The organism is Aquimarina sp. MMG016 (assembly GCF_018100805.1).
GTDB lineage: Bacteria > Bacteroidota > Bacteroidia > Flavobacteriales > Flavobacteriaceae > Aquimarina.
This window is the reverse complement of record NZ_JAGJEA010000005.1, coordinates 143,498-170,460: the sequence shown is the minus strand read 5'-3', so window position 1 is coordinate 170,460 and position 26,963 is coordinate 143,498. Positions and strand designations below refer to the sequence as shown.

Annotated in this window: 25 protein-coding genes and 1 tRNA gene; 8 read left to right on the top strand and 18 right to left on the bottom strand. The window is 34.0% G+C overall.

All coding sequences use genetic code 11. The features are described from left to right. Nucleotides 1–18 precede the first annotated feature (18 nt). From J8M14_RS11935 to J8M14_RS11920, 4 genes are all read left to right on the top strand, one after another. Nucleotides 19–1,113, top strand: coding sequence for a helix-turn-helix domain-containing protein (locus J8M14_RS11935; protein ID WP_211074850.1), 1,095 nt, complete (start codon nucleotides 19–21; stop codon nucleotides 1,111–1,113). A gap of 101 nt (nucleotides 1,114–1,214) precedes the next feature. Then, complete coding sequence (locus J8M14_RS11930; protein ID WP_211074849.1) at nucleotides 1,215–1,793, top strand: hypothetical protein; 579 nt, start codon at nucleotides 1,215–1,217, stop codon at nucleotides 1,791–1,793. A 225-nt stretch (nucleotides 1,794–2,018) separates the two neighbouring features. After that, the gene (locus J8M14_RS11925; RefSeq protein ID WP_211074848.1) at nucleotides 2,019–2,579 is read left to right on the top strand and encodes a hypothetical protein; all 561 of its coding nucleotides are present in this window, start codon (nucleotides 2,019–2,021) and stop codon (nucleotides 2,577–2,579) included. An 85-nt stretch (nucleotides 2,580–2,664) separates the two neighbouring features. Continuing rightward, entirely contained in the window at nucleotides 2,665–4,068 is a 1,404-nt protein-coding gene (locus tag J8M14_RS11920; protein WP_211074847.1) for a S41 family peptidase, read from the top strand. Between the two features lie 137 nt (nucleotides 4,069–4,205). Here the strand turns inward: J8M14_RS11920 and J8M14_RS11915 are convergent, their stop codons facing one another. Further along, nucleotides 4,206–4,742, bottom strand: a complete 537-nt coding sequence (locus J8M14_RS11915) for a glutathione peroxidase (RefSeq protein ID WP_211074846.1) — start codon at nucleotides 4,740–4,742, stop codon at nucleotides 4,206–4,208. A 55-nt stretch (nucleotides 4,743–4,797) separates the two neighbouring features. After that, nucleotides 4,798–5,235 (bottom strand): 6-carboxytetrahydropterin synthase, encoded by a 438-nt coding sequence (locus tag J8M14_RS11910; protein WP_211074845.1) that lies wholly within the window; start codon nucleotides 5,233–5,235, stop codon nucleotides 4,798–4,800. A gap of 971 nt (nucleotides 5,236–6,206) precedes the next feature. Here J8M14_RS11910 and J8M14_RS11905 point away from each other — a divergent pair. Then, the gene (locus J8M14_RS11905) at nucleotides 6,207–7,487 is read left to right on the top strand and encodes an NAD(P)/FAD-dependent oxidoreductase (RefSeq protein ID WP_211074844.1); all 1,281 of its coding nucleotides are present in this window, start codon (nucleotides 6,207–6,209) and stop codon (nucleotides 7,485–7,487) included. Nucleotides 7,488–7,498: 11 nt separating this feature from the next. On the opposite strand, the gene J8M14_RS11900 is transcribed toward J8M14_RS11905, so the two are convergent. From J8M14_RS11900 to leuC, 9 genes are all read right to left on the bottom strand, one after another. Further along, a complete protein-coding gene (locus J8M14_RS11900) occupies nucleotides 7,499–7,870 on the bottom strand; it encodes a DUF2237 domain-containing protein (RefSeq protein WP_211074843.1) in 372 nt (123 codons plus the stop codon). Between the two features lie 27 nt (nucleotides 7,871–7,897). Then, nucleotides 7,898–8,329, bottom strand: a complete 432-nt coding sequence (locus J8M14_RS11895; protein WP_211074842.1) for a hypothetical protein — start codon at nucleotides 8,327–8,329, stop codon at nucleotides 7,898–7,900. 30 nt (nucleotides 8,330–8,359) lie between these two features. Next, complete coding sequence (locus tag J8M14_RS11890; RefSeq protein WP_211074841.1) at nucleotides 8,360–8,581, bottom strand: hypothetical protein; 222 nt, start codon at nucleotides 8,579–8,581, stop codon at nucleotides 8,360–8,362. Between the two features lie 271 nt (nucleotides 8,582–8,852). Further along, a complete protein-coding gene (locus J8M14_RS11885; RefSeq protein ID WP_211074840.1) occupies nucleotides 8,853–9,338 on the bottom strand; it encodes a hypothetical protein in 486 nt (161 codons plus the stop codon). 20 nt (nucleotides 9,339–9,358) lie between these two features. After that, nucleotides 9,359–9,715: a VOC family protein gene (locus tag J8M14_RS11880; protein ID WP_211074839.1), complete on the bottom strand. Its 357-nt coding sequence runs from the start codon at nucleotides 9,713–9,715 to the stop codon at nucleotides 9,359–9,361. A gap of 250 nt (nucleotides 9,716–9,965) precedes the next feature. Continuing rightward, nucleotides 9,966–11,024 (bottom strand): 3-isopropylmalate dehydrogenase, encoded by a 1,059-nt coding sequence (leuB, locus tag J8M14_RS11875; protein ID WP_211074838.1) that lies wholly within the window; start codon nucleotides 11,022–11,024, stop codon nucleotides 9,966–9,968. Between the two features lie 187 nt (nucleotides 11,025–11,211). Beyond that, complete coding sequence (locus tag J8M14_RS11870; protein WP_211074837.1) at nucleotides 11,212–12,735, bottom strand: alpha-isopropylmalate synthase regulatory domain-containing protein; 1,524 nt, start codon at nucleotides 12,733–12,735, stop codon at nucleotides 11,212–11,214. Nucleotides 12,736–12,846: 111 nt separating this feature from the next. After that, nucleotides 12,847–13,443 (bottom strand): 3-isopropylmalate dehydratase small subunit, encoded by a 597-nt coding sequence (gene leuD / locus J8M14_RS11865; RefSeq protein WP_211074836.1) that lies wholly within the window; start codon nucleotides 13,441–13,443, stop codon nucleotides 12,847–12,849. A 99-nt stretch (nucleotides 13,444–13,542) separates the two neighbouring features. Beyond that, nucleotides 13,543–14,955, bottom strand: coding sequence for a 3-isopropylmalate dehydratase large subunit (gene leuC, locus J8M14_RS11860; RefSeq protein ID WP_211074835.1), 1,413 nt, complete (start codon nucleotides 14,953–14,955; stop codon nucleotides 13,543–13,545). A gap of 321 nt (nucleotides 14,956–15,276) precedes the next feature. Here leuC and J8M14_RS11855 point away from each other — a divergent pair. After that, nucleotides 15,277–15,349 (top strand) — tRNA-Met (locus tag J8M14_RS11855). A gap of 118 nt (nucleotides 15,350–15,467) precedes the next feature. Here J8M14_RS11855 and J8M14_RS11850 read toward each other — a convergent pair. From J8M14_RS11850 to J8M14_RS11835, 4 genes are read right to left on the bottom strand one after another with little or no spacing between them, the layout of a single operon-like run. Further along, complete coding sequence (locus J8M14_RS11850; protein ID WP_211074834.1) at nucleotides 15,468–16,217, bottom strand: LytTR family DNA-binding domain-containing protein; 750 nt, start codon at nucleotides 16,215–16,217, stop codon at nucleotides 15,468–15,470. After that, nucleotides 16,214–17,257 carry a histidine kinase gene (locus J8M14_RS11845; RefSeq protein WP_211074833.1) on the bottom strand — a complete coding sequence of 348 codons (1,044 nt, stop codon included), beginning with the start codon at nucleotides 17,255–17,257 and terminating at the stop codon, nucleotides 16,214–16,216. The genes J8M14_RS11850 and J8M14_RS11845 overlap by 4 nt, the downstream gene beginning before the upstream one ends. A 16-nt stretch (nucleotides 17,258–17,273) precedes the next feature. Beyond that, nucleotides 17,274–18,149: a DUF4249 family protein gene (locus J8M14_RS11840; protein ID WP_211074832.1), complete on the bottom strand. Its 876-nt coding sequence runs from the start codon at nucleotides 18,147–18,149 to the stop codon at nucleotides 17,274–17,276. A gap of 11 nt (nucleotides 18,150–18,160) precedes the next feature. Next, nucleotides 18,161–20,539 (bottom strand): TonB-dependent receptor, encoded by a 2,379-nt coding sequence (locus J8M14_RS11835; protein ID WP_211074831.1) that lies wholly within the window; start codon nucleotides 20,537–20,539, stop codon nucleotides 18,161–18,163. 303 nt (nucleotides 20,540–20,842) lie between these two features. Between J8M14_RS11835 and J8M14_RS11830 the strand changes: the two genes are divergently transcribed. Then, on the top strand, nucleotides 20,843–21,244 hold the full coding sequence (locus J8M14_RS11830; protein ID WP_211074830.1) for a hypothetical protein: 402 nt from the start codon (nucleotides 20,843–20,845) through the stop codon (nucleotides 21,242–21,244). Nucleotides 21,245–21,255: 11 nt separating this feature from the next. Then, nucleotides 21,256–21,969, top strand: a complete 714-nt coding sequence (locus J8M14_RS11825) for a hypothetical protein (RefSeq protein WP_211074829.1) — start codon at nucleotides 21,256–21,258, stop codon at nucleotides 21,967–21,969. Nucleotides 21,970–22,258: 289 nt separating this feature from the next. Here J8M14_RS11825 and J8M14_RS11820 read toward each other — a convergent pair whose 3' ends face one another. From J8M14_RS11820 to J8M14_RS11810, 3 genes are all read right to left on the bottom strand, one after another. Next, a complete protein-coding gene (locus tag J8M14_RS11820) occupies nucleotides 22,259–23,134 on the bottom strand; it encodes a hypothetical protein (protein WP_211074828.1) in 876 nt (291 codons plus the stop codon). A 252-nt stretch (nucleotides 23,135–23,386) separates the two neighbouring features. Then, nucleotides 23,387–24,190, bottom strand: coding sequence for a DUF4249 family protein (locus J8M14_RS11815; RefSeq protein WP_211074827.1), 804 nt, complete (start codon nucleotides 24,188–24,190; stop codon nucleotides 23,387–23,389). Nucleotides 24,191–24,194: 4 nt separating this feature from the next. Beyond that, nucleotides 24,195–26,891 carry a TonB-dependent receptor gene (locus J8M14_RS11810; RefSeq protein WP_211074826.1) on the bottom strand — a complete coding sequence of 899 codons (2,697 nt, stop codon included), beginning with the start codon at nucleotides 26,889–26,891 and terminating at the stop codon, nucleotides 24,195–24,197. Nucleotides 26,892–26,963: the final 72 nt, after the last annotated feature.

Genomic DNA, 26,963 nt, shown 5'->3' with positions numbered 1-26,963 from the left:
CATTAATTTCTTCAACGATTGAATATAACTATATTAGACTTCACGATTATTGCCAGTGGAATTATGGGATATTTTATAAGTATCTCATTAGTCACTTCTTCTTTTTATAAGAATCGTGCAAATAAATACCTTGCTATATCACTATTCTTGCTGACAAGTTTAACCTTTCTAGGTTGGTATGATATAGAACATTTTGTCTTGTTGTTTTTAGACAATATCATGTTAGAAACGCTGTTTGCGGTTACCTTTTTTACTTATTTTTTAATTCAGATCCAGCATAAGTACCTTACAAAAAGGTGGTATAAATTGCTTTATGCTCCTTTTATTATTTCTGTAGTTTTTGAAATTTCCATTACTTTTTTTCATGCTGTTTTTGATCTTTATGATCCAGATTTTGATGATCTTATATTGGATATTAAGGATCATGGGTCATTTATCTATAATGTGTTTTTAATCTTTTGGGGAAGGTATTTAGTTAAAAAATCCAATACAATTTCTAAAGAGAAAAGGCGTTGGTTGTTGCGATTAAATCTTTTTATGATATGTCTTATTATCGTTTGGCTTTTATCTAATATAGAACTCTATATATACGATTCAGAATATGCTACAAGCTTTCTATGGATGTCACTCTCATTTTTATTCTGGTGGATTTTGTATTATGGGATATTCAAGTTGCAGATAATAGCTCAAAAAGATGAAATACACCAGTATCTGGTTTCGAAAAAGGTAAATACTTCACTACCAAAGAAAAAAATAAATGAAACTACCGTTTCTAAAATTGTCACTGGGTTATACAGAATAATGGATGAAGAAGAGTTATATAAAAACCCTCTTTTAAGCCGATTAGATCTGGCAACTCGATTAGGAACAAGCGAAGGATATCTATCGCAGATCATAAATCAGGAAATCAATAAAAGCATCATTCAGTTCGTAAATGAATATAGAATTGAAGCTGCTAAAAATCTATTACACGATCCGGTATTTAATAAATACTCTATCGAAGCCATTGGCTTAGAAGCTGGTTTTAAGTCCAAGAGTGCTTTTTATAATGCTTTTAATACCGGTTTAGGAATGTCTCCGGGAGCCTATAGAAAACTTCAGAAAAAGTCCTAATTCGTATGATTCTATTGTTTTAGTACGTCTACAATCTCAAAACTGCCCTTTTATTTTTTTGATACAGATACTTTTATATCGGTACATCAAAAAAACGTAAAATGGAAAAACACTGTGTAATATTTGGTAATAATATTTTTTCAAAATCAATCTCCAGTATAGAAAAAGTAATTCTGGTCTCACTATTCTTCTTTGGTTCTTATGTTGGATTTTCACAAAAAGCAGTAGAGGCATCCGTAGAAAAATCCGTTTTTGGAGTTCAAGTTGGTCCTATTGGTGTTTGGGCTCATAATGAATTGAAATTATCTAATCAAATTGCCTTGCGGAGCGAAATAGGTTGGGGAGGTGTTAGTTCGGCCCACATAGAACCTTTGATAGCATTAGAACCTCGTTGGTATTACAATTTAAATAGACGAGCTAATAAAGGTAGAAGAATAGATGGTAATAGTGGGAATTACATATCGTTCAGAGCAAACTATCGTTTCTTTGATATTTCAGAAGCCGAAAACAATAATCAAGACTATCTAATACTTGCTACCTCCTGGGGGATAAGAAGAAATATTGGCAATCATTTTAATTATGAAGCGGGACTTGGTGTAGGGCTTGGAATTCGTGATGAAGAAGGAAAAGAAATAGGGTATACAACCATTTTTAATCTCAAAATTGGATATCGATTTTAATAAGGAACAGCCTTTATCTTAAATATATCTTCAAGGAGTATATAGTAAACGTCAAGAAACGTCCTGATTCGTAAAATTCTATTGTTTTAGTACTTCTTCAATCTCAAAATCGTCCTTTTATTTTTTTGATACGGATACTTTTACATCGGGACATTAAAAAAATAAAAAATGGAAAACTACTACTTAGTATTAATCGATAATACCTTTTCAAAATTAATAGTTAGTATGAAAAAAGTAATTTTTATCTCATTATTCCTCCTTAGTTCTTATGTTGGAATTTCACAAAATATAGAAGATGCATCGGTAGAAAAATCAATTTTTGGAATTCAAATTGGGGTTATGGGCGTATGGGTGCATAACGAATTAAAAATATCTAATCAAATCGCTTTACGAAGTGAAGCAGGAATATCTATTGTAGGTATGTGGACAGAAGGTAATGACACCTTGATTGGTACTGGTTATTCATTACCTATAGTAGCCTTAGAACCTCGTTGGTACTATAACTTAAGTAAACGAGCAAGTCAAGGCAAGAGAATAGATGGTAACAGCGGTAACTATATAGCGCTACGAGGGAGTTACTATTTTTATGACAATGCGGATAGTGGTACTGATAGAAATTTGTCAAGTCATCCATTTACAGCAGTAAGCTGGGGAATTAGAAGGAATATTGGTAATCATTTTAATTATGAAGTTGGAGTTGGTGCAGGACTTGGTTTTGGAAATGATACAGGCAGAGAAATTGGTCTTACACCTTATTTTAATCTCAAAATTGGATATCGATTTTAACATGATACAACAAGGAACCTAGTTAGAGCATAAACATAATCAGGTTCTATTTTCTTAACTCTTAACATTACAAAAAACTAAAACTATGATGCTACAAGTAATCAAAAAAGAAATGCCTTATATAATTATGAAAAAATGGTTTGTATGTTTCTTATTATTCTTTATTTCTTCTTGTCAATCTGACGATGATACTACACTTCCACCAACAGAAGATTCGATCAATGGTTTTTGGCTCTCAGAAGAACTAGGATACATTTTGGAGTTTACAGACGGAAAGGATGTAGTTTATAATATCAATAGTGCAGGATGCGCAATTGCAGATGATGATTTTGAACTAGAAGATTTTGTTCCAAATCTGGTAAGTGGAAATGAACTGATATTAACTACAGACTTAAATGAATCTGATTTTGAATTTACTCGATTATCAAATCAAAACCCAACGTGTCTTCCTGATCAGATTGCAGATACAGATGATCCAAAGGTGAATTTTGATCATTTCTGGAATATCTTTAACGATTATTATGCTTTTTTTGAAGCTAGAAACGTGGACTGGTCTCAGTACGAAAGTTTGAGAGATCAAGTGACCACGGACAACTTCTATGATATTTTAGAGGAGCTTGTAGTTTTATTAGAAGATGGTCATGTAAGTATCATTGATGATGAGAATGGTATTGAAATTGATTCAGGATTACCAAAATTATTAGAAAAATTCAACGAGAACTTAAGTGGGGATTTAATTGTGGAAAATGGAGACGATGTAGGAGAACTTTTTAATCAAAAAGCCACAACCATAGTAACAGAATATTTAGGAGGAGATTTTGAAATAGATGAAAGAAGAAATATCGTATGGGGATTGATCAATGATACCGTAGGATACGTTAATATCTTAACGATGGCAGGATATGGAAGTGATTTTAGTAATGAGATGTCAACATTAAATCTCATATTAGACACAATGATGAACGATATTTCTGCATCAGGAGTTTCTAAACTGATTATCGATATACGATTAAATGGAGGAGGACATGATACGGCAGCTTTGGATATAGTATCTCGTTTTATGGATCAAGAGCGATTTTTATATACTAAAAAATTTAGATTAGGGGATAGTTTTACAGAAAAAAGAGCAGTCTCTGTAGGTCCTAAAGGAGATTTTCAGTTTACTGGAGATATCGTATTACTTACCAGTCCAGCATCCATAAGTGCCGCTGATCTTTTTGCTTTGTGTATGAAAGACTTACCGTATGTTACTATTGTAGGAGAGAACACCGCTGGTGCTTTGTCCAATGTTCTTAGTCACACGTTACCAAATGGTGCAGAAATAGGTTTATCTAATGAAGTATATGAAGATCCGCAAGGAGTCATTTTTGAAGTGGTAGGAATCGGGCCTGAAAATCAAGAAAATCAAATACCATTTTTATCGACACTAGATTTTCAAGAAAAAAAGGATAGTGGGATAGAACGCGCTATTGAAATACTTCAGCAATAGGCAATTTGTCAAGTTTTAATAATCGATATGGATTATTAGAGTATTATGTTTGTTAAAGCTAAACAATGCTGTATTTGTTTAGCTTTTTTATATGGATATTCCCAAGTTAGGTAGAAAGATTATAGAATGAAAGATAATTATTTGAGGTGCTTTGTGATTTTTGAACTCATTGGACTTGTGGTCGAAAAATAATAATCCATGAGTTCACCGTGTTCATCAATCAGGTATTTCTGAAAATTCCATTTTACACTTGAATTTTTCTTACCATTTTTTTGTTTACTAGTTAACCAATCATATAGCGGGTGTTGATTACTTCCTTTCACATCAATCTTTTCAGTTATTATAAAGTTTACCCCATAATTACGTTCACAAAATGATTGAATTTCAGAAGCACTTCCTGGTTCTTGCTTACCAAATTGATTACAAGGAACCCCTATAATCATCAACCTATCTTCATATGTGTTATATAGTTTTTGTAAATCTTTATATTGGCTTGTAAAACCACATTTAGATGCTACATTGACAAATAATATCTTTTTTCCTTTAAAATCTGTAAGGTTAATAATCTTACCTTCTAAACTATTTATTTTGATATTGTAAATAGGTTCAGCAAATTTTGAAATTGTATGGCTTGATTTTTTAGGAGCAGTCTTAATTTTATTAATGATTTTCATAGTTTAACGTTTGAGGTAGTTCACCATAATTTATATCAAATACAATATATTAGGGCTAATAAGGGTATTCCACATAATTTCTTGGAGTTTCGTATAGCTTTATTTTAAGTTCTAGCTCTTTATTTAAATGCTCTCTTAATATGTTATAAGTCACAATTGCAATGTTTTCGGCAGTAGGATTTAAATTTTTAAATTCTGCGACATCCAAATTCAAGTTTTTATGATCAAAACGGTCAGTTATTTTTTCTTTAATAAGGTCTGATAATATCTTAGTGTCAATAACATATCCGGTTTCTGGTTGGACGTAACCAATAACTTTAACTTCCAGTTCATAATTATGACCGTGATAGTTGGGATTATTACATTTACCAAAAATCTTTTTGTTTTTTTCTTCGTTCCAATTAGGATTATGTAGTCTATGAGCTGCATTAAAATGTTCTCTTCTAATGATGGCGATTTTTCTTTCAGAAAAGTTTTCTACTTTATCAATCATTTGTAATGAAAATTTTTAGAGATAATGACACCTGTTAATGCAAAGTCTTTTGGGTTATTTTTTAATATATTTTGGTAAAGTTAAAGTATATTGTATATTTGTTTAATGTTTTTAACAATAGTTTAAACAAAACTACAAACATAAGAGCGTATACTTTAAAATGATCCCGAGATGATTGAACCAAAGTAAAATTTAATTCACTATCTTGAACATGATTAAAAACTTTATAAAAAAAGTGGGTATGATGAACATCATCATGCTATTAACTGTTATAGGAGTTATTTGTTTATCACACTATTCATTCAGCAGTGGCAGACATCTTGAAGCTATTTTTATTGGTCTATGGGCTCCTACAATTTTAGGTTTTCTTAATTATTTTAAAAGCAACTAGTAATGGATCCAGTTATTTTATATTCTATAGTAGTTACCACTATTTTTCTGGCCTGGATTGTTTTTGTAATAAGGTCTTACAATAAGAATTATAATCAAAAAAATGATTAGCCTTGGATAGATATTTTTATTTGGTTGATGATGATGTCAATTAACTTCTATTATCATTAAGAAACAAAGATGTAATAAGATAAAAGCTTGAAAACTAAATAAATTAAATCTAAAAAATCCCCAAAGGCACAGTCATAAATTCCGGACTATAAGACTGACTTGCCATAACAATTTTGTTTATTTATTGATTACAGTCATTCTCTGAGGATTATAATATGAAAAACAACTCGTAAAGCCCATTAAGAATGTGCTCATAAAGTTCTTAATTGTATCTAATAAATTTCACGTAAGTTATAAAATTTATAGCCGTATAAGGCATTTAACTTGGTTTTTGTGAATCGTTTGATACCTCAGTTTTTAGACTAAACAAAAATTAATAAAGTACTATTATTAGCAACTTGGAATACTTTTTATCATTTGAAATTGTGAGGTAAACCAAATTTTTATATACATATCAAAATACATGATGTATGAAAAAAGAAGCATATAAAATTCATATTGTTGGCGCCGGTATTAGTGGTTTAATTGCAGCTCAAATATTAGAAAATCATGGATATTCGCCTGTGATTATAGAAGCTACTGATCGTGCAGGTGGTCGTGTAAAAACCGATATCATAGATGGATATCAATTAGATCATGGTTTTCAGGTTTTATTAACGGCATATCCGGCAGCTCAGAAATATCTGGATTTCGATAAGTTATCGCTACAAAAGTTTTTATCCGGAGCGTCGATTTTTACCAAGGGAAAGCTAAAAACCGTTGGTGATCCGCTTCGCAATCCATCTCTTCTGATTCCGACATTGTTTTCTAATATTGGGAATTTTTCTGACAAAGTAAGGGTGCTACGACTCAATACTATGTTGAAGAAAAAATCAATAGCTGATATCTTCAATAAAAATGAAACCACAACATTAAAGTATTTACAGAATTATAGTTTTTCTGAAGAAATGATTCATGATTTTTTTAGACCTTTCTTTAGTGGTATTTTTTTAGAGCCAAATCTAGAAACATCCAGTCGTATGTTTCAGTTTGTGTATAAAATGTTTGGTGAAGGCTATGCTGCACTTCCAAAAGATGGTATCGAGAAGATTGTACATCAATTAGTTTCAAAATTAGGGAAAACAAAATTTCTATTTAATTCTCCGGTAAAACAAGTGATCGATGGAAGTGTATTCCTAGATAATGGCGAAGAGCTAAAAAGTGATTTTACTATCGTCACTTCACAGGCACATCAGTTGATTGCTAATCTCAATAATCAGGAGATGGAATGGAAATCTTGTGATACTTTGTATTTTGAGGTTGATCATAGAGTAATTGATAAACCGTTAATTGGTCTTATTGCTAATGAAGAAGCTTTGATAAATAATATTTTTTATCACACCAGTTTAACAACTTCATCTACTCCTAAGAAAGAGCTTCTTTCGGTAACTGTAGTTAAAGATCATCAATTCAGCGAAAAAGAGTTGATAGAAAAGGTTGTCGAAGAATTAGGTAAATATTGTGGGATTAATGGATGTAGGTTTATAAAGCATTATTATATCAAACAGGCGTTGCCAAAATTACAAAACCTACAATACGAGCTTTCAGAAACAGAAACAAAGCTAACCAGTAGAATTTTTCTAGCAGGAGATCAATTGCTTAATGGATCTTTAAACGCAGCGATGATATCGGGTGAGCGAGCTGCTCTGGGTATTATTAAAACGTTAGAAGATGGCTTGATTGTAGAAGAATTCACGTCAGAATTTAATTAGAAACGGATTCCTTATAGTGTTGTGTGTTTATATTCCAGTAAGGTTTCAATATCAGTATATTCTAAAGTTTTTCGATGACAACTTTCTAGTATAATGAGCGGTGCTTTTCCAGCTTTTTTGGCTTGCAGCCACCTTGAAATACATAAACACCATTTGTCGCCTGGTTTTAATCCAGGAAAATTCCAATAAGGCATTGGTGTAGACAGATCATTCCCTTTAGATTTGGTGTATGCTAAAAACGCTGAGGTCACTACTGCACAAACAGTATGTGTACCAGTATCCTCTGCAGTAGTTCTACAAAACCCGTCTCTAAAATATCCTGTCATTGGTTCATAACAACAAGGCTGTAGTTGGCTTCCTAATACATTCAGTTCTGTAGCCATATATACTTTGATTTAAATTGAAGAATGTTAAATAGAGTCCACATGTGGGAACCTTTGATCATATTCCGTTTTTAATCGTGTTAACTTCTTAAAAAAAGGAGCATTTTCTTGATGCGTACGATTATTTCTAAAATGAACAAATTTACCTTGTGCGTGAATACTAATCCCGTTTGTTTTATAAAGATAAAATTGGTAGTAGGGGATTACCCAAGTGAAGTTTTGTAACCCTTTATTAATCGCTATCAAAATTCCACCAGGTCTTAACTCTATACTGCCATAGTTTACATCTGAAACGGTATTCAGATATTTTTTCAAATTAGGACTCACATCCTCTATGATCATGCGCTTAGAACCAACACCTTTAAGTTTCATAGAACTCAATAAGGAAAAGGGCTTTCCAACCAGATCATTGATAAGCTCTTTGTTTTTCTTATTACTATACGTAGTTTCTAATAACATTTTGGAGAATTCTTAATTATTATTGTTAGTCTATACGGTAGGAACTCCTTTAAGACGTTTCTCTATTTTTCTTTTTTTTGCAGTGAGCGATTTCATAACATCCATCAATTTTGAGTCTTTTGTTTTCTTGTAGACTTCGTTAATCGCTAAAACAAGTGCCTTAGCTTCTCTTGAAGCCGCTACCCTATCACTGGTGGTCATATTGCTCATCTTTCTACTTTCGAACTCTAAAGCTTTGTCAATAAGTTCCATATCTCTTTTTTCATAAAGATACAAAATGTTTAATATTATTTTAAAATGTTTAAACAAAATTAACTATTACAAATAGAGCAATAATAAATAGGGACAAGAAGGCCTGATTTTATTGGAAATTATGTTCAGGATATCTCAGTTATTAGAATTGAAGCTAGATAATAAGGGTACTCCATACTTCCCTAATTGTTAAATTGCTTTGAAGAGAGAAAGATGTTTCTACACTAATCAGTTATTTTAGTATTTGTTATCTGTTTTATTCTCTTCGATATTAAAATACATCAGTTGAGAATCCTATAATTTCATTTACTTCTTGAATGAACTTTTTATTGTCACGTGTTATGCCATGAATAGTGTATATATTTTTTCCATTGGCATTGTGGAGTCTTAAAACCCGAAGCATGCCGTGGTATTTTGTTTTTTTTATTTCTGACCAAGAATAACTAGAAGTATTCCCTCTTTTAAGGATGATAAAACCATTTTTATGATAGGTAACCTGAGCGGTTCGATACCTTAGCACTAGCAAGCCCACATAGGAAGCATATCCTGCAAAAAAGGTAATAACAGGAATACCCCCAACAGCTACTAATCCTTCTGTTTTTATTAATGTAACCATCCAAATGCAAGAGAGTATAGTGATACAACAAAAACTTAAGACAGTGATGTAGGTAATAATTTGATGCGACAATGGATTAGGTATGGCGTATGCTCTGCCTCCTTTTTTATGAATTCTTTTTTCATAGTTCTCTCTTTCCATGACAATTGTTTACTCCTATTCTAAATTGATTCTCCGAAAGTTAACAAATTATTGTCTGGGTCAAGAATAGAAAATTCCTTTTGTCCCCAAGGTTTTATCTCCAGGTTTCCATTAGGATGGATACTTGTTCTGTTATCCAACAATACTTGGTAAAACTTTTCAATATCATCCACACGTATATAAACCTGCCCGTAATTTTCTTTTGGATCAAGTGCTTTGAATTCAAAAAAGTGGAGCTCAATAGAGTCCTTTTTTAGCATCAGGTAGCCATCATAATCCACATTTCCTAATTCTTGAAAATTTAATCTGTTTATATAGAATTCCTTGGTAATTCTTTTGTTACGCATTGGTAATTTTGGGTGGATATCTTTTAGCATCTTAATTGGTGTATTCGAATTTTAACTCATCATTTCTTACAGAAAGCGTTTCTGTGTTATTTGGTTCTAGGGTATAACATCAGGAAGATACAAAATTCTCTTTACGTGCTATTTTATAGATTTTTTACTAGAAAGATTAATGTCAATTTATGTTGGTTTAACTATAGATAGAAGGGGAAACTCTAGTAATTCAAAAGCCCAAAGAAACAATGTCCTTTGGGCTTGATATACAATATATATATTATACTTCCTAAATGTTGGCTACCAACCAGTCACCAACTTCACTGGTTTTGTATGATTTTTGTTCTCCAGACAGGTCTTCGGTTACAATACCTTGATCTAAAGATTTGTCTACAACATTTCTGATGGCTTTTGCTTCTTCTGTTAATCCAAAAGCAGTTTCAAACATCATCGCAGCAGAAAGCACAGTTGCTAGTGGATTAGCAATATCTTTTCCAGCTGCCTGGGGGTAGGATCCGTGAATAGGTTCAAACAAAGAAGTTTTCTCTCCCAAAGATGCAGAAGGCATTAATCCCATAGATCCTGAGATTACCGAGGCTTCATCTGTTAGGATATCTCCGAATAAGTTTTCTGTGATCAACACATCATAGGAGTTAGGCCATTGTACCAATCGCATTGCTACAGCATCTACGAATTCATAGCTCACCTCAACTTCGGGATAATCTTTTTCCATGGCTTGTACGGTTTCTCTCCATAAGCGAGAAGATTCTAATACATTAGCTTTGTCTACACAACATAGCTTTTTACTTCGTGCCATAGCGGTTTCAAATCCTTTTTTGGCAAGGCGTTGAACTTCTGCACGAGTATATGTACACGTATCATAGGCAGTATCACCATTGTCTTCTCTGCCTCGTTTTCCAAAGTAGATACCGCTAGTTAACTCGCGAAGGAATACTAGATCAGTTCCTTCTATTCGTTCTTGTTTTAGTGGAGATTTATCAATCAATGAAGGAAAAGTAAAGGTTGGTCGTACATTGGCAAATAAGCCTAGTTTCTGACGCATTTTTAGCAACCCTTGTTCAGGACGTATCTTGGCAGAAGGGTCATTATCAAACTTAGGATCACCAATCGCTCCAAATAATACAGCATCTGCATTAACACATATGTCGTGAGTTTCATCAGGATAAGGTTCTCCCACAGCATCAATAGCAGCAGCACCGGTTAGAGCAGTGGTCCATTTGATGTTATGATTATATTTTTTGGCAACGGCATCACAAACTTTTACAGCTTGGTCGATGACTTCTGGTCCGATTCCGTCTCCGGGTAGTAAGGCTATGTTTAATTCCATTCTTTTATTCTAAAAAATTATTCTTTTTTGTCAAACTGAGTACCCAATCAAGTTGAGCACAAGCCTGTCGAAGTTTTTAGTAATCATATTCCAAATTGCCTTCGACAGGCTCAGGCTGACAATTTGGTTTATATTCTCTGATTTGCTATTATATTTAGCAAAGTCAAAATGTACTAGTGTTGTTTTTTTATAATTCAATAATATTCAGCATTTTTTCTGTGGCTTTGATGGCCGAAACGGTCTGATCCGAGTCTAATCCTCTGGTCACAAATTCTTTTGCTTCAGTTTTCCAGGTGATCACGGTTTCACAGAGTGCATCTGAGTTACTTCCCGGAGGAATGCGTACAGCATAATCAATAAGCATAGGTAATTCCTTATTTTTTTGATCATACACCTTTTTCAGTGCATTGATAAATGCATCATATTGTCCGTCTCCTTGTGCGTGCTGTTCTATAGTTTCATCATCTATTTTTATGGCTACCGTAGCAGAAGGTTTTAATCCTTTGGCGTGATTGAGCACATAGGACTTAATTTTTACGTGATCCTGATAGAGCTTGCTATCTAATACATCTGATATAATATATGGAAGATCATCCTGGGTAACGACTTCTTTCTTATCTCCCAGTTTAATAATCTTTTGAGTGACTTTTTTGATATCCTCAGGACTTAGTTTTAGTCCTAATTCCTGAAGGTTTTTTTCGATATTGGCTTTTCCTGAAGTTTTTCCGAGAGCGTATTTCCGTTTTCGTCCAAAACGCTCAGGCATCAGGTCATTAAAATAGAGGTTATGTTTATTGTCCCCATCTGCGTGGATTCCGGCAGTCTGGGTAAATACATTGGCACCTACCACAGGTTTATTGGCAGGGATTTTAAATCCGGAAAAAGTTTCCACCAACTTGCTTACTTTGTAAAGTGCAGCTTCTTTTATATTGATTGTTACCTCCGGAATGTAGTCATTGATAACGGCAACTACACTGGCCAATGGTGCATTACCTGCACGTTCACCCATTCCGTTCATCGTAAGGTGTAAACCATTGACCCCGGCTTTTACACCCTCAATAGCATTGGCTACACCCAAATCATAATCGTTATGTGCGTGAAAGTCAAAATGCAGTTCTGGATATTTACTTCTTAAGGATGATAGGTATTGATATGCTTCAGAAGGAATAAGTACTCCCAGTGTATCAGGTAATAATATACGTTTTACTGGTTGTGAGGTTAGGAAGTCAAGGAAATGATATACATATTCCGGTGAGTTGCGCATACCATTACTCCAGTCCTCGAGATAAATGTTGTTGGTGATTCCTTCTTTTTGCGCAAGATCAAAAGTTTCTGCAATAGCCGAAAAATGCTGTTCAGGAGTTTTTTTGAGTTGATAGGTGAGGTGGTTAAGAGATCCTTTAGTCAGTAGATTCTGTACCTTGGCTCCAGTATCTTTCATCCATTGTATGGATTGACCACCATCTACAAAAGTTAAGATTTCTACCTGATCTATATATCCGTTTTCATTTGACCAATCAATAATATTCTTTACAGCTTCAAACTCTCCTTCGGATACTCTGGCAGATGCTACTTCGATACGATCCACTCCTAACTCTTCGATCAGCAGTTGAGCGATCGTTAGTTTTTCTGAAGCAGAAAAGGATATCCCTGATGTTTGTTCGCCATCGCGTAGGGTAGTATCCATGATTTCTATTGATCGTTTGGTCATACTATTGTTTTTTGCGTTAAGGATAGTAGCGACATCCTTTTCTGACTGGTAGGGCAGAAAAGATATAGCGGATAGCCTGGCCGCCTTAGCGGAAACGCCCAAATTATATATTTAGAAAGGACGTTCTGCTGCGAATTCCTGAATCTCTGATTTCATTTTGGTTAGGTAATCGATATCATCATAACCATTCAGCATATTTTCTTTTTTGTAACTATTGATCTCAAAGGATTCCGATTCCCCTGAAGCTTTTAGCGTAATCGTTTGTTCCGGAAGATTGACTTCGATTTCTGTATTGGGATCAGCATCTATAACACTGAATATTTTTTCTAAAAACTCAGGACTTACCTGAACAGGTAATACGCCAATGTTTAGACAATTCCCTCTGAAGATATCAGCAAAGAAACTAGAAACCACACATCTGAATCCGTAATCGTATACTGCCCAGGCAGCGTGTTCACGTGAAGATCCAGATCCAAAGTTTTTACCTCCCACCAGGATTTTACCGCTATAGGTTGGGTTGTTTAGTACAAAATCTTCTTTTGGAGTATCATCACTATTATATCTCCAATCTCTGAATAGATTATCTCCAAACCCCTTACGTTCTGTGGCCTTAAGAAAACGAGCAGGAATGATCTGATCTGTATCTACATTTTCTATGGGTAGTGGTACTGCTGTACTGGTTAGTATATTAAATTTATCGTATGCCATGTTTTAATTACGAATTAATGAATTAAGAATTACGAATTCAGCGTTTTATTAGTATTCGTTTTAGATTCTGAATTTCGTATTTTCAATTCTAAGTTATTTTTATGCTAATGCTTCTTCTTTTAAAAGCGTTCTAGGATCGGTTACTACACCGGTTACTGCGGTAGCTGCTGCTACTAGAGGACTGGCTAATAAGGTTCGTGATCCTGGTCCTTGTCTTCCTTCGAAGTTTCTGTTAGAGGTACTTACTGCTAGTTTTCCTGCAGGAATTTTATCGGCATTCATTGCTAGACAGGCAGAACATCCAGGTTCTCTTAACGTAAATCCTGCTTCGGTAATAATCTCCAGTAGCCCTTCTTCTTTAATCTTATCTTCTACAATATGGGAACCGGGAACCAGCCAGGCAGTAATGTTTTCTGCTTTCTTTTTTCCTTTTACGATAGAAGCAAATGCTCTGAAATCTTCGATTCGACCATTGGTACAACTCCCTAAGAATACATAATCTACTTTTTTACCGATCATAGCCTCTCCTTCATTAAAGTCCATATAGCCTAGTGACTTTTTATAAGTTGCTACTCCACCTTCTACCATTTCGGCATCAGGGATATTATTGGTAATACCGATTCCCATTCCAGGATTGGTCCCATAGGTAATCATGGGTTCAATATCAGAACCATTAAAGGTAAGCTCTTTATCAAAAACAGCATCTTCATCAGTACTTAGGGTTTTCCAATATTCCATAGCAGTATCCCAGGCTTCTCCTTTTGGAGTATGCAGTCGGTCTTTGATATACTCATAGGTTTTTTCATCTGGGGCAATCATTCCTCCACGTGCTCCCATTTCGATACTTAGGTTACAAACGGTCATACGGCCTTCCATAGTCATATTGCGAAATACTTCACCGGCATACTCTACAAAGTATCCTGTAGCACCTGAGGTAGTTAGTTGGGAGATGATATATAATGCAACATCTTTAGGAGTAACACCAAAACCAAGTGCTCCATCAACATTGATTCGCATTTTCTTAGGTTTAGGCTGCATAATACATTGAGAAGAAAGTACCATTTCTACTTCAGAGGTACCAATACCAAAGGCAATTGCTCCAAAAGCTCCGTGCGTAGAGGTATGCGAATCCCCACATACGATGGTGGCTCCAGGAAGTGTAATTCCGTTTTCCGGTCCAACTACGTGTACAATTCCATTTTTCTGATGTCCTAATCCCCAGTGTGAGATACCCCATGCTGCGGCATTTTCTTCTAGCGCTTTTAGTTGGTTAGCAGATAATGGATCCTCAACAGGTAAGTGTTGATTGATTGTCGGGGTATTATGATCTGCTGTTGCAAATGTACGTTCCGGGTATAACACCGTATTCCCTCTGCTTTTTAATCCCAGAAAGGCTACCGGACTAGTTACCTCGTGGATAAAATGTCGATCAATAAAAAATACATCAGGTCCATTTTCTATCTTACGTACTACGTGCGAATCCCACACTTTGTCAAATAATGTCTTACTCATTTTATGATCTTTAACTACTATAGTGATGATGCTTTTCGCATCTTGTTATTAAAATGTTAAAAAGGAAACAAATTTACGAGATACTATAGATAAGAGCTAATAAAAACGCAAAGAGGGTAGTAGTTTTAAGTATATTTCAGTTTTAGGAGGAATTTTAGATAATTTGATAAAAAAAGGTCGATTTTACAGAATAATAATATTTTTTGTTCTGGTATATGATTTAAAATCAGCAGCTAAGCGAAAGTAATGCAAAAAGAATATTAAATTTTATGAATTATGCTTTGCAAAGCTAAAAAAGGTTGTATATTTGCCGTCCAATAGCGCGGGATAGAGCAGTAGGCAGCTCGTCGGGCTCATAACCCGAAGGTCACAGGTTCGAGTCCTGTTCCCGCTACGAAGAGAAAGTTTCACAGAAATGTGAGGCTTTTTTGTTGTTATAATGTTTATTACTCGGGATTTTTGAAAGGATTAAGACCTATTTTGGATCAATGCTAAATGTATAGGTTCTATTCCTATTTAGATAACCACTTTTTAAACTTGCCAAGCTTTTCAATAGCAACAGATATTTGTTGGTCTTCTGCTACTGGTTCTAGATGCAGCATGATTTTGGATTTTGAAGAATAGTACATTTTTGATATAGCAGATATATGAATGATATATTTTCTATTAATACGGTAGAACTCTTTGGGATCGAGGATTTCTTCAAGCCTTTTTAGAGAATGATCTATTGGTAATTTCTTGTCATTCTTAAGCTTAATAAATGTAATTTTATCTTCTGAATAAAAATAAGCTATTTCCTTTACCTCAACGGTTTTAAGATTGTTATTGATCTTTACCAAAAACCGTTTTTTATAAGTATCCCCAGGATTAAATAAAACTTTGTTATAATCTGGATTCGGATGGCTGTCGTACTTTCTTAATTTCTCCAAACTGCGTTGTAGTGCTTCCTTTGGAATTGGTTTCAATAAATAATCTATACTGTTTTGCTCAAATGCTTTGATGGCATATTCAGAATAAGCGGTTGTAAAAATTATTTTTGAAGTAATATTATCGACCAGATTAAAAATTTCAAACGAGTTATCATCAGATAAATTAATATCAAGAAATATTAAATCCGGAGTATTTTCATTTAGATATGCAACGGATTCTTTTACTGAAGACAAGATACGAGCAATATGAATTTCAGAATCTAGCTCTTGTATCATCTTTTGCAACTTTATGGCTGCGATATCTTCATCTTCTATTATTATTGCGTTAATCATATGTCGGGTGTTATTAGGGGTATACGCGCTATATAGGTGTTATTTTCAATGGTAAATGTAGGCACTACGGTGTGCATAAGTTCATATTGTTTTTTTAAATTTTTAAGACCTATCCCAAAGGATGCCTCTTTATTAACTGCTGTTCCCCTGGGTTGGTAATTGTTCTCTACAATGATATAATCCCCTTTGGTAAATACATTAATATACAAGGGGTTCGTCTTTTCTATAATGTTGTGCTTAATGGCATTCTCCACCAATAACTCCAAAGTCATTGGGGGTAGGAGGTAGTTGCTTTTTGATTCATCAATCTGATAAGTAATCTGTATGCTTTCACGAAAGCGAATATGTTGCATTACCATATAAGACTTAATTAGTTTTACTTCATTATCCAGAGAAACAACAAGGTCTTCACTATGATCCAAATTATATCGGTATATATTGGATAACTGTTGTAAAAAATCATCAGCTTTATGAGTATCGATGCCTATTAAGGCGGACAAGCTATTAAAACTATTAAACAAGAAATGTGGGTTTAATTGATTTTTAAGGGCTTGATATTTTGCCAGGGTACGTTCGTTTTCTATCTCATTTAGTTTCATAGCAAATTCTTGTTTCTCCGCTTCAGATTCTAAAAATGCTTCCATTACATATACAAAAAGTATTATACAAAATACAGCTGTAAAGTTTCCCCAAAAGAATAAACTTGTAATTGAAGTGTTATAATAACCTGGGAAAAATAATTCTGACAATCCCATAGCGATTATAGCAAATAGTACAGACTTAGTTGTGATTAATAATAACCAGTATCCCCATTTTATACTTCGCTTATTTTTAGGTATAATTTTATTCACCCCGGGAAGCTCTAAAATATAGGATCGCAGGTAATACATACCGATCGTAAACGTCAAAATGGTAGGAAAAACATAAGGGACATATTTTAAAGCTTCTATTACAGATTCATCTTGTAAATCCCTTAAGAAATTGACTACATTTACTAGTGTACATAGTAAAAAGTAAAATAAAAATCTATTAATATTCAATGTGCTACGATTTTAATTATTGGGTTATTATGATCGAATTCTCTATCACATCGGCAGCATAGAAAAACCCTACTGCTCTGTTACTAGGTGTCGTGGTATTGATCACATTACTTCTAATTGTAGCAGGTGGAGGATTACCCCCGAAAGAGATTCCTGTATTGCCGGTTTGAGTAAATAATTCAAAAAGATAATCAAAATATTCTTTAGATATACCAAGTTGCTGACCAGTTGCAGTTTCACCAATTTCAAAACTAATCTCTCCATTTACATCTACATTAACGCGCTGCTGACCATCGAAGAACTCATCTGAGGTAATTAGATTCTGAGCATTACCAGGATCTGGAGATATGACAAATTCACCATTTTTGAATAGTCTATTGTAATAATAATTTTCAATATTAACCGGGTCGGTACTGTCAAACTTCAAAAAATAACCACCAGGTGAAAAAATAGTTTCTTCTTCAAATTCAGCGAAAAAATTATCAAATCCGGCAACTTCATTTAGAGTATCAGAACCCTGGTAGGTTTCCCCGTTCCATAAGATAGTTATGGTATACGTCTTGCCAAGTTCTGGAACTAGTGCTGTATTCGTATAAAAACCATCTCCTTGGTGATCATAGGACCAGATATTAGTTCCATCAGTAACTGATACATCAGCATCTGCTACAATTGGATTGGGTTCGTTGGATAGAAAATTATTGGTTGTGGTCAATCTTAATTGTTGAGCAGTTAAGGGACTTACGGTGTTTCGTTCTATACCTCCATTGATGACTAGTTTTGCTGGAAAGGTCGCTAAATTGATATCATCGCTAACATCTGTCTCACAAGAAAAAAATAATACGATGATGCTAATACGTATGACCCGTTTGATTGTTGTTATGATCGTTTTCATAGGTTTTATAATTAAAATTTAAACTGATAAGTTATTGAGGGTACTATTCCCAAAAATGAGAATTTACTGGCTTCCGTTTGACCGGTTGGAATATTGACATTGTTTATTTCATCTACTCTTTCTCTAAAAAAAATAGTTGCTGCATTTTGTCTGTTATATACGTTTCCGATACTAAAAATCCAGGTGCCATTGCCACCTTCTTTTGGGTTTAAGGTCGCAGAAAGATCTAATCGGTGAAATGCAGGTAATCTGTTTCCGTTTCTGCCCTCATAATCTGCTACTACAAGCCCGTTTTGTTCAAATTTACCGGTTGGATACGTAACAGGTTTTCCTGAACCGTAGACAAAATTTGCGCCAAAATCCCACCTGTCATTAAGCTTATATAATCCAACTATACTAAGCTCGTGTGTCTGGTCATTGTTTGAAGGGTAGTACTCGTTATTATTAATTCCTAGAACCTGCCTTTCAGATTTTGCAAGTGTATAACTTAGCCATCCTGTAAGTTTACCGGAATTTTTGTTTAGTTGAAATTCTATCCCGTAAGCTCTTCCTTTGCCTTGTACAACTTGGGTTTCTATGTTTTCTTGGAAAAGAAGATCAGCACCATCTACAAAATCTGTTACGTCTCTTAGGTCTTTATAATACGCTTCTATACTAAAATCATATGTGTTATTTTTTAAAGTCTTAAAATACCCTATGGCAAATTGATCTGAGTATTGTGGCTTTAGGTAGGAGCCGCTAGGTGTCCAAATATCTAATGGTGTGGCAGAGGTTGAATTTGAAATTAGATGTAAATACTGATAATTTCTATTATAACTAGCTTTTATAGAAGTGGTTTTGTTCCATAAATATCGGGCAGAAGCACGAGGTTCTATATTGTTGAAAGTCTTAATGGCATCTCCAGAGTCAAAACTAGTTGTTCCTACTACTTCATTTTCTTCAAACAAATCTAGTGTTGGGTTGTATGTCAATGGGCTTCCGTTTGCATACTGTGAAACGGTTTCTTTTCCTATACGTTGAAAATTGGACCATCGTACTCCATATTGCAAACTCAGTTTGTCAGATAATTTATGTTCAAAATCTATATAAGGAGCTATTTCTAAAGCATATTTATCCTGAAAGTCCTGGGGTGTTGTGGAAGAGTTGTTGAGTGCCGATATCTCTCCGGGATTGAAGTTGTAATATGTAAAGTCAGCGCCAGTTCTAAGTGTATTTCCTGAACTTATAAACCAGCTAAACCTAGGTTTAAAATTATAGTTCACAATATTTGATTTCCAACGAAATTCTGATCCTGAGGTTAAAACATCCACCTCATATTCATAATCACTATATATAGCAGAAGCTTGAAAGAACAATTTGTCACTTAACTCACTAGTCCATCGTAAGGTGGCAGAACCATTTCCGTAGGTGTTTCCGAATACATTATCAATGGCAAATCTATCTCTTCCGAAGTATCCGGAAAGAAAAAGACGGTTTTTATCATTTAAATTATAATTCACTTTTAGATTCACATCATAGAAGAATAGTTTTGTGTCTTTAAAATCATCTATGAGAGGGGCAAATAAATCTATATAAGAACGTCTTCCCGCCAATAGATAACTTCCTTTTCCTTCTCCATTATCATCTTTATTTATAGGTCCTTGGACTAATGCTCTACTTGAAATAAGGCCAAGGCCAAGTTCTCCATTGAATTCCTTAGTATTACCTTCTCTTTGCTTGATATCCAAAACTGAGGACAGTCGACCGCCAAAAGTTGCGGGTATTGCTCCTTTATGAAGTTTCACATCCTTTACAGCATCGGCATTAAATACGGAGAAAAAACCTAAAAGATGAGAAGCGTTATAAATGGTAGCTTCATCTAATAATACAAGGTTTTGATCCGCGGAACCTCCTCTTACATTAAAACCGGAAGAGCCTTCGCTAACGCTAGAAACTCCGGGGAGTAGTTGTATAGATTTTACTAAATCTACCTCACCAAGACCTGTTGGTAATTTTTTCATAGTAGTTGCTTTAATAGTTGCAACACTCATTTCAGTAGATTTAATATTTCTACTTGCTTTGGATGACGTTACCACCACTTCGTCTAATGCCGCTGCATCTTCTTCCATTTCGAAGTTCAGTTTCATATCTCCATCAATTACGATTTCTTTGATAATGGTTTTGAATCCAATAAAAGAAAATTCAACGGTGTAGGTCCCTTTTTCTAACGTGATGGAATAGAACCCGTAATCATTTGTGATAGTACCCTGATTTGGCCCAACAATAATATTTATTCCCCAAAGACTTTCTCCAGAGGTAATATCTTTTCCGTAACCGCTCAAGGTATATTTCTCCTGCGCTTGTGTTGTTAAAAAAAACAGTCCAAACAAAATACTAGCATAAAACTTCATTAGCTTTTTGATTTTAAATTACAGGACAAAACTATTTAGGAGTCAAAAGGGTTTAATATGAAAAAAGATGAGACTGGATTTTTTCCGATAAACCGGTCAAAAGAGTTGAAAAAGGTCTTTAACCAAAAAAAGAGAATCCAGTTTTTAAGAATTCTAAGAACAATTACCTTCGATCGAAACAGTTCTCAGTTTCATCAACAAAAATCCAGTCTTATCATATTTTTTCTTGATATGGACCTATCTAAGGATAAGTTTGTATGGATAAACAGCACACATTTCTGTGTGGATTAAATACTTAATTATATGGAGAGGTTGGTTAAATTATTGTTTTATGCTCCTTTTATAATGCTTGTTATTACGTATGCTAAACAGTCTATTCAAGCATTTATTGGTACAAAATATATGTATGATATATCGAATGCCCTGGAAATGGACACCTTTGGTACATTGATATTATTTCTATTCGTAGGATTTCATGATACGATGGTAGTGGTATTATTACTTTTTAAAGAAAAATTATTACCGAAACTTCCAACTATTTATCTGTATACATGGGTTGGAATTTGGCCTATAATCCCTCGATTTGTTTTATGGATTGGTGGTGCTTCATTCGTTTGGAGTGAAGCTATTATTTTCTTCCTGCTATCAGCCATATCTTATTATTTATTAAAAAGAAGAGCAACCCCATTATTATTAAATTTTTAAACATCATGATTATGACAACATCACAATTTACGCAATGGCGAAGTATCGCCTGGAAATCTTCAGCTGCAGCAGCTGCAAGTATTTTTTTAACTAGTATTTATTTTGCAATTATATTACCTCTTTTTGGATTTACTTTTGAAATGCTGGATGACCATGTTGCAGCCATTAATTGGTATGTAAAAGCAAAAGCCTCCGGTGTTTTTCAAGGATTAATGATATGCTATTTTATATCGCAATTAGTACTACTTCCTGTTCCCTTTGCACTACATAACCTTGTGTCAAAAACGCATAATTCTGTTTACTCCTTTTACTTTGCTTTATTAGGAACTGCTGGTGTTATTATAGCGATGGCTGGTCCTATATTTATTTTTGCCAATATTCCAGAACTGGCAAATGCTGCAGTAAAAGGAATGGTGCCAGTAGATATATTAGTAATGACAGGTAATATGTTTGCAGATTTGACAAAAGATTTTAGATTGTTTTCAGAAATCCTTTTAGGTATTTGGCTAATGGGTTTTGGATTTATGATAAGTAAGAGTACCGCTCATAAAGTAAAATCACTTATCATAGGTGTGTTTGGGATTACTGTCTTTGTTATACCGGCAATTAAATTAGCAGATCCTTATATGCATAGTGAAGATTATATTGGATTAGTATTAGCTGGATGTTTTATTTTATTATCAATTGTAGCTTATAAATCAAAACCTGAAGAAATTATAGGTTAAAATTTCATGGTATTGAAGTGTAAGTATGGTTGGTGTTGGAGTATGTAGGAATGGTAAAAGAAGGTGTCTAAAAAGTATTAAATTTCCTATTCTGTCACATTGATTGGAGTCGAAATATATTGAAAATCATAAAGTAATATTTCTCGACACTGTTAGAAATGACAGAGGAAGGATTTTTTAGACACCTTCTTTTTAATTTTGGTAAGGGTAATGTTTGGACCTACTTTTGTTGAATTAAGGCTGTAGAGCTTTATTTTTTTTAAAACACCTGATACCAACGTATACTTAATTACTGCAATTCTATCCCAAATGCTTTATTAAAACCTTGGATCACAAAATCATTAATAGTTGTATCATGATCTCCAGGTCCAACTATTATATTTACATTTTTAGATTGCAAGAATTCAATTTCAGAAGTTGTCAGTCTACCAACAGCTTGATCGGTTTCTCCATACACATAGGTGATGTTAGATAAGTCCGAAAAGGTATTAAGAAGTTGCGTATATCTCTGCATTCCTAATCCAGCTGTTAGTTTGTCCAAGTTTCTATCAGTTATATCTGTGCCAACTTCTTGCTCTACGATAGGCGTAATTCCGTTTTCAAAATATGCGAACCTTCCTTCAGAAAGAGCTTGCCAGATAATATCATGTATATCTAATCTACCTACCATTAGTAAATAGTTGTCGGCCACATCTATTCCTTTTTTTGCAATAAGTTCTTGCGTCATAAATGCACCAAATGAAATTCCCAACACATACACTGTTCTTCCTTGATCTTTAAAATATTTGACAACCTTGTAGAGTATTTCTACACTTTCTGCATTATAGTTAATAGCTTCATCAAATGTGATATCATCACCTTCCAATAGACTTGGATCTAAGGTTTGTGATTGGTGCACGTTTACAGCTAAAAGGTCTGTTGTATCAAAAGATTGAAAAATTTCGTCAACTTCACCTGTACTAAGTTCTGTATCGGGACCACTTTGCACATTGATTAGAACTGTAGAAGCATCTTCATCTCCTTTGAAATAAATTAAGTCTTTAATTTCTTCCGATATTCCAATAGTGTTGTCATCGGGTGATATTCCAATAGTGTCATCAGATCCGCAGCTGATAACAAAGAATGATAAAATAAGTGCTGTTGTGTACTTGAAATAATGTTTCATAATAACTTGTTTTCAAATTGTTTGTAATGATTTAATTAAATAAGTTGTCAGACTGAGCCTGTCGAAGACTAACAAGACTCTGATTTTTTAAATGCACTTCGACAGGCTCAGTGTGACAAAAAGATGGTTATGTCCTCTGACTTAAAAACATTGATAATCCGGATTAAAACGTAATAATTGATTAAAATCAAAGCATGAGATCGGGATAGTTTTTATGCCGACTTGGTTATAAAAAGTATATATGATAATAGTCTAGAAATCCATGGTCATAGTACTAAACCCTGCTACACCAAAATTGCCAAGTGCCAGTTTGTTTGTCGTGGTATTGGTAATATTGCCTACAATATTTATGGGCGAAAATAATGATGATATGTCCAGGTTATCTCGGTCTTCACCTAATATGTTACTATAGAACTGAAAGGTATTAAAGTTGATGGTGTAGGCACTTACTCTAACTGTGTCACCATCATTTACAATACTAATTTCAAGAGATTCTTCTAAATCGTCTGTTATAATAGTATCATTAAATACCAATAATTCATTTGTTAATAATGTTCCGTTTCTCAGGATCTCTATACGACCTAAATAGAAATTTTGTTCCCCTAATTGATCTCTAAAAGTTATCCTTACGGTATTATCGATTTTTACCAGGTCCAGAATAGGTATAGGAGGTTTTAAAATTTCTTCTTCTGATCTATACATAGTTTGGTCTTGTAACATTACCTCGATCCAGTAGGTGTTTCCTGTAACAGGAGTGATTACCTCTGTGGTGGTATATATTCCATCGGTAACCGCAAAAGAATCCGAAACCAATGAGACCGTGTTGGATGCATCTCTGGTATACAATGATATTTGTGCATCATTTACAATGCTTACTGTGGTGTCTGTTACCGGGACGGTTTTTTGAATCTGAACAGAAACAAAATCTTCTTTATCGGTCATTAATCCCGAAATGAATACTTGCTCTTCAAATTCAAAATCAGGAGTAATTTCATCAACACAACTTATAAAGCTGGATAGAGAGATAACAATTAAATATATATGTAGTTTTTTCATGATGCTAAAATTTAAAATTATAAGAGATGAATGGAATTGGAGCTCCAATCAAAGAAAATTGACCGGTTTCTACTTTGTTATCTTCAAAAATAGTATTGATCGAAAACGCGTTTTTACGACCATAGACATTATATACGCCAAAACTCCAGCTTCCTGCCCAGTTGGTTTTAGGATTTCCGGTAGGGGTATAGGTAAATGATATGTCTGCTCGATGGGTGTTCGGAATTCTAAAAGCATTTCTGTCAGCATAGGTAAGAAACGAAACTCCTTCAAAACGTATTCTACCATTTGGCTGAGTATTAGGTCTTCCGGTTTGATAGGTGAAAAAAGCTCCTGCTTCCCACTTTTTGGATAATTTGTAATTGGCCGTAATATTGAATATATGTGGTCGATCAAAGTTTGAAGGAAAATAATTGTTGTTATTAATTTGTTCTGAAGAGAAATCACTTTTCGTTTTTCGTTTGGATACAGAATAGGTGTAATTTACATTTCCTGTCAATTTTCCTTTATTCTTATAAGCGGCTAATTCCAATCCATAAGAAAAGCCTTCGGCTGAGACTAGTTCGGTTTCTATGTTTTCATTTAATCCTGGGTCGATTAACCCAATGTTTGCTCCGTTTTTATATTCTACGATATTATCGAAGTGTTTATAATATCCTTCGGCCGAAAAGTTATAATTCTGGTCTTTGGTGTCATAGGCATATCCTGCAGACCATTGATTCACTTCTAAAGGTTCAATATGTACCCCGAAAGGTTTCCATAGATCGTTTGGTAAAGCCACTGTTTGATTGGATATTAAATGGATATATTGAAACATTCTGTTGTATCCTATTTTTAAAGCTTTGCAATCATTTACATCATATTTTAATGCTAGCCGGGGTTCTAACCCCAAAAAGCTTTTGGAAACTTCATTTTTTTTAACATTTCTAAAACCAGTTATTGTGCTTGGAGTTTGTGGAAAGTTAGGATCATAGATTGCTACACGCTCTGGCCCAAAATTTCCAAACCAAGAAGCTCGAAGCCCGGCTTGTAATGATAATTTATCCCATTGTTTGTGAATGCTATAATAGGCTGCTAGTTCTAAAGCTTTTTCTTTATCAATTGATTGCTGTATGGCATTACCGCTTAGTTTAGGGATAAATTGATACAAATTACCATAAAGACCGAATCTCATTTTTGTAGTAGGACTCGAATAATAGGTGAAATCTGGTTTAAAGATCCAGTTTTCAATAGATCGATTTAAAATTCCTTCAATATCTTCTTCTACGGCTTCTTCTCTTGCACCTAATGAATACTTGTATCTGCTATAGATACCTGTAATATTTGTGAACAATTTATTAGAAAAAATATGATTCCAACGTAAGGTCGCTGTAGTATTGGTCCAGCCCAAATCTGCTGTGATATTTTGATCATCGACATCATCTTGTTTGAATTGGATAACATCTGCACCAAAAAATCCTGAGGCATATATCTTATTATTTTTATTAACATCCCAGGACACTTTGGTATTCAAATCATAGAAGTGAAATTTTGTAAAACGAATATCTTTAAATAAAGGAAAAAATAAATCAAAATAAGACCTTCTTCCTGATGCTAAAAAACTCAATTTATCTTTTTTAATAGGGGCTTCTATAGTAAACTTAGAAAATAGTAATCCTAATCCACCTTCACCTTTAAGCCTTTTTGAGTTTCCGTTTTTTTGTCGAATATCAAGTAGAGAAGAGGCTCTACCCCCAAACTGGGCTGGGATTTCGCCTTTATATAGCGTAGAAGTTTTAATAGCATCAGCATTAAAAATAGAAAACAATCCAAATAAGTGTGAGGTATTGTAAAGTGGAGCTTCGTCTATCAATACTAAATTTTGATCCACATTACCACCTCGTACATTAAAACCGCTAGTTCCTTCTCCCACACTGCTAATACCTGGTTGCGTAAGTATGGCTCTGTTAATATCAGGTTCGCCCAGTAACGCAGGCGTTTTCTTTATTTCTGAAGCTGTCAAACTGGTAGTACCTCCCAAAACTCGGGTTACCTGACTTTTAGAATTTTGATTGGACTGTATTACAATTTCATCTAATTCACTGGAAGAAGGGATGAGTGCTATTTTTAAGCTTAGATTGCGCTGCAGTTGTACTTTAATTTCTTTGGTAGCATAGCCTAGATGTGTAACTTCAAAAATATAATCTCCTTTGGGCAAGGTTATGGAATAAAATCCATAAGTATTAGTAAATACTCCTTTGGTAGTGTTTTTTATGATTATACTAGCACCTAACAGTATTTCACCAGTACTAGCGTCTGTAACAATCCCACTAATAGTAAAATGGTCGTCTTTTCTTTTAGCTTTAGAAAGAATAATATGCTTTTTTTTGATTTTGTAAGAAATGGTAGCGTTCTTAAAAAGCTGTTCAAGAGTTTCTGTTACATCCTTTTTTATAACTGTTATGCTAAATTTTTGATCCACATCGATCACATCGTTATTTAGAATAAAACTGTAAGATGTCTGTTCTTCAATTTTATGTATAATCGATTTTAATGAACTATTTTGTTCTTCTAGAGTTACGTTTTTTTGAGAAAACCCATTGAATGCCAGGAGTTGAAAACAGAAAAGCAAATAAAAAAAGAAGGATAATTTCATTAAAAAAATGGTTTTTCCATAGCTATTTTTTGGCCAAGGTATGACCCCAAAATGGTATATTTTCATACATTTGAATATTGTTAATTAATACTGATTTCGCGATTAGAATTTTTAACGTTTAGTGAGGAAATGGCAGTT

Excerpts from the sequence above, each read along its gene's own strand:
- J8M14_RS11885 (WP_211074840.1), bottom strand. The coding sequence starts at position 9,338 with ATGGAAAGAGAGAACTATGAAAAAAGAATTCATAAAAAAGGAGGCAGA.
- J8M14_RS11830 (WP_211074830.1), top strand. The coding sequence starts at position 20,843 with ATGGAGAGGTTGGTTAAATTATTGTTTTATGCTCCTTTTATAATGCTT.
- J8M14_RS11900 (WP_211074843.1), bottom strand. The coding sequence starts at position 7,870 with ATGGCTACAGAACTGAATGTATTAGGAAGCCAACTACAGCCTTGTTGT.
- J8M14_RS11850 (WP_211074834.1), bottom strand. The coding sequence starts at position 16,217 with ATGATTAACGCAATAATAATAGAAGATGAAGATATCGCAGCCATAAAG.
- J8M14_RS11925 (WP_211074848.1), top strand. The coding sequence starts at position 2,019 with ATGAAAAAAGTAATTTTTATCTCATTATTCCTCCTTAGTTCTTATGTT.
- J8M14_RS11880 (WP_211074839.1), bottom strand. The coding sequence starts at position 9,715 with ATGCTAAAAGATATCCACCCAAAATTACCAATGCGTAACAAAAGAATT.
- J8M14_RS11835 (WP_211074831.1), bottom strand. The coding sequence starts at position 20,539 with ATGAAGTTTTATGCTAGTATTTTGTTTGGACTGTTTTTTTTAACAACA.
- J8M14_RS11840 (WP_211074832.1), bottom strand. The coding sequence starts at position 18,149 with ATGAAAACGATCATAACAACAATCAAACGGGTCATACGTATTAGCATC.
- J8M14_RS11915 (WP_211074846.1), bottom strand. The coding sequence starts at position 4,742 with ATGAAAATCATTAATAAAATTAAGACTGCTCCTAAAAAATCAAGCCAT.
- J8M14_RS11930 (WP_211074849.1), top strand. The coding sequence starts at position 1,215 with ATGGAAAAACACTGTGTAATATTTGGTAATAATATTTTTTCAAAATCA.
- J8M14_RS11870 (WP_211074837.1), bottom strand. The coding sequence starts at position 12,735 with ATGACCAAACGATCAATAGAAATCATGGATACTACCCTACGCGATGGC.
- J8M14_RS11890 (WP_211074841.1), bottom strand. The coding sequence starts at position 8,581 with ATGGAACTTATTGACAAAGCTTTAGAGTTCGAAAGTAGAAAGATGAGC.
- leuD (WP_211074836.1), bottom strand. The coding sequence starts at position 13,443 with ATGGCATACGATAAATTTAATATACTAACCAGTACAGCAGTACCACTA.
- J8M14_RS11820 (WP_211074828.1), bottom strand. The coding sequence starts at position 23,134 with ATGAAACATTATTTCAAGTACACAACAGCACTTATTTTATCATTCTTT.
- J8M14_RS11905 (WP_211074844.1), top strand. The coding sequence starts at position 6,207 with ATGAAAAAAGAAGCATATAAAATTCATATTGTTGGCGCCGGTATTAGT.
- J8M14_RS11825 (WP_211074829.1), top strand. The coding sequence starts at position 21,256 with ATGACAACATCACAATTTACGCAATGGCGAAGTATCGCCTGGAAATCT.
- leuC (WP_211074835.1), bottom strand. The coding sequence starts at position 14,955 with ATGAGTAAGACATTATTTGACAAAGTGTGGGATTCGCACGTAGTACGT.
- J8M14_RS11920 (WP_211074847.1), top strand. The coding sequence starts at position 2,665 with ATGATGCTACAAGTAATCAAAAAAGAAATGCCTTATATAATTATGAAA.
- J8M14_RS11810 (WP_211074826.1), bottom strand. The coding sequence starts at position 26,891 with ATGAAAATATACCATTTTGGGGTCATACCTTGGCCAAAAAATAGCTAT.
- J8M14_RS11815 (WP_211074827.1), bottom strand. The coding sequence starts at position 24,190 with ATGAAAAAACTACATATATATTTAATTGTTATCTCTCTATCCAGCTTT.
- J8M14_RS11910 (WP_211074845.1), bottom strand. The coding sequence starts at position 5,235 with ATGATTGATAAAGTAGAAAACTTTTCTGAAAGAAAAATCGCCATCATT.
- J8M14_RS11895 (WP_211074842.1), bottom strand. The coding sequence starts at position 8,329 with ATGTTATTAGAAACTACGTATAGTAATAAGAAAAACAAAGAGCTTATC.
- leuB (WP_211074838.1), bottom strand. The coding sequence starts at position 11,024 with ATGGAATTAAACATAGCCTTACTACCCGGAGACGGAATCGGACCAGAA.